The 2183-nt window shown below is 71.5% G+C and carries 1 protein-coding gene; it reads right to left on the reverse strand.

What is annotated here, in order from left to right; genetic code table 11:
• The coding region (locus tag ACZ6CL_RS42915) for a beta-ketoacyl reductase (RefSeq protein ID WP_468947007.1) at positions 1–2140 on the reverse strand (2140 nt) is incomplete at its 3' end.
• Between the last annotated feature and the right edge of the window lie 43 nt (positions 2141–2183).

Consider the following 2183-nt stretch of genomic DNA (forward strand, 5'->3'; position numbering starts at 1 on the left):
CCCACGCGGTTTCGAGGAGCAGCCGCTGCTGGGGGTCCATGGCGAGCGCTTCGCGCGGGCTGATGCCGAAGAACGCCGCGTCGAACGCGGGCGCGTCGTGGAGAAAGCCACCCTCGCGGACGTAGCTCGTACCCGTGTGGTCGGGGTCGGGGTGGAAGAGCGTGTGCAGATCCCAGTGACGGTCGGCGGGCATCTCCGTAATGGCGTCGCGGTGTGCGACGACCAGCTCCCACAGATCCTTCGGGTTGCGCGCGCCGCCGGGATAGCGACAGGCCATTCCTACGATCGCGATGGGCTCGTCGAGCGCGGCCGCGGTGGGCGCATGGGCCGCGACGGTCGTCCGCTGCCCGGTGATGCCGGCACACAGATGGGTCGCGAGGGTGTCCGGTGTGGGGTGGTCGAAGATGAGAGAGGGCGGGAGATCGAGGCCCGTGAGGGTGGCGAGCTGGTTGCGGAGTTCGACGGCGGTGAGGGAGTCGAACCCCAGCTCCTGGAACGGCTGGCTGGGTGGAACGGCATCGGGCCCGGTGTGTCCCAGGATCGCGGCCGCCAGGGACTGGATCTGGTGGAGCACAAGCTGACGCTGCTGGTCGGGGGTACGGGAATCGAGCTGCTGGCGCAGCGGTGTGGCAGCGGACGGGGTGCGGCGACGGTCCGCCGGGTGCACGGCGGGCTCGTTCAGCTCGGAGAGCAGCGGACTCGGCCGCTGTGCCGTGAACGTGGCGGGGAACTTCTCCCAGTCGATGTCCGCGATGGTGACGGTGGTGTCGCGGTGGCTGAGCGCGTGGTGGAGCGCTGCGACCGCGAGATCAGGGCTGAGCGGGGCCAACCCACGCCGCCCGTAGAACGAGAGCGCTGTTTCGTCGGCGGCCATGCCCGCGTCGCTCCACGGGCCCCAGGCGATGCTGGTGGCGGGGAGCCCTTGGGAACGGCGGTGTTCGGCGAGGGCGTCGAGGTAGGTGTTGGCGGCGGCGTAGGCGGCTTGCCGACTGCCGCCCCAGGAGGCCGCACCGGAGGAGAAGAGGACGAAAGCGCTGAGGTCGAGCCCCTTCGTGAGGTCATGCAGATGCTCGGCCGCCAGCGCCTTGGGCTCCAGCACCCGCTGGAGGCGTTCCGGCCGCAGATCGGCGATCAGCTCGGTGTCGGAGGCTCCGGCGGCGTGGATGACGGTGGTGAGGGGGCGGTCGGCGGGGATGGTGTGGAGGAGGTGGCGGAGGGCGGTGCGGTCGGAGACGTCGCAGGCGGTGATGGTGACCGAGGTCCCCAAGGCGGTGAGTTCTTCGCTGAGCTGGGCAGCTCCGGGGGCGTCGGGTCCGGTGCGGCTGGTGAGGTGGAGGTGGGGTGCGCCGTTGCGGGCGAGCCAGCGTGCGAGGTGGGCGCCGAGCCCGCCGGTGCCGCCGGTGATGAGTGTCGTACCGGTCGGTTGCCACGGAAGACGGTTCGCCGACGGCAGGGGAGCGGCGTGGCTGAGGCGGCGGGCGTACGTGCCGGTGGCGCGGATCGCGGCCTGGTCCTCGGGCTGCCCGGGCGCGAGCAGCGCCGCGAGACGGTCGGAGGTGTGGTGATCGATGACGGTCGGAAGGTCGATCATCCCACCCCAGCGGCGGGCGTGTTCCAGCGCGGCCGAGCGGCCGAGCCCCCACGTCTGCGCCTGGCGCGGACTGGGCAGCGGATCGGCGGGATGGATGGCGGCGGCACCCTGGGTCAGACACCACAGCGGCGCGGCGACCTCGGCGTCCCCGAGAGCCTGGATGAGGGCGGTGGTGGCCACGAGCCCGGAGGGAGCGGCGGTGTGGGTGGGATGCGGCTCCTGGACGAGTGCGAGCAGACTCACGATTCCCGTTGGCTCGCTGTCGGCGGTGAGCCGGGTGAGGTCTTCCACCAGATCAGTGCGATGGGCCTGCCGGGTGTCGAGTGTGTGAGGGAGGGGAGTGGCGCCGTGCGTGGTGAGGGCCTGTACGACGGTCGCCACGGCGGGGTGGTCGGCCTGGTCGGACGGGATGAGTAGCAGCCAAGTGCCGGACAGCGTGGCGGGTGCGGCGGGTGCGGATAGTTGCTTCCACGTCGTCCGGTAGCGCCAAGAGTCGATGACCGCTTGCTCACGATGCTGCCGCCGCCAGGCCGACAGAGTCGGCAGCACGGTGCCCAGCATGGGCTGCTGATCGGCAGGGGAGTCGAGGGTC

The organism is Streptomyces sp. NPDC041200, from assembly GCF_055591805.1.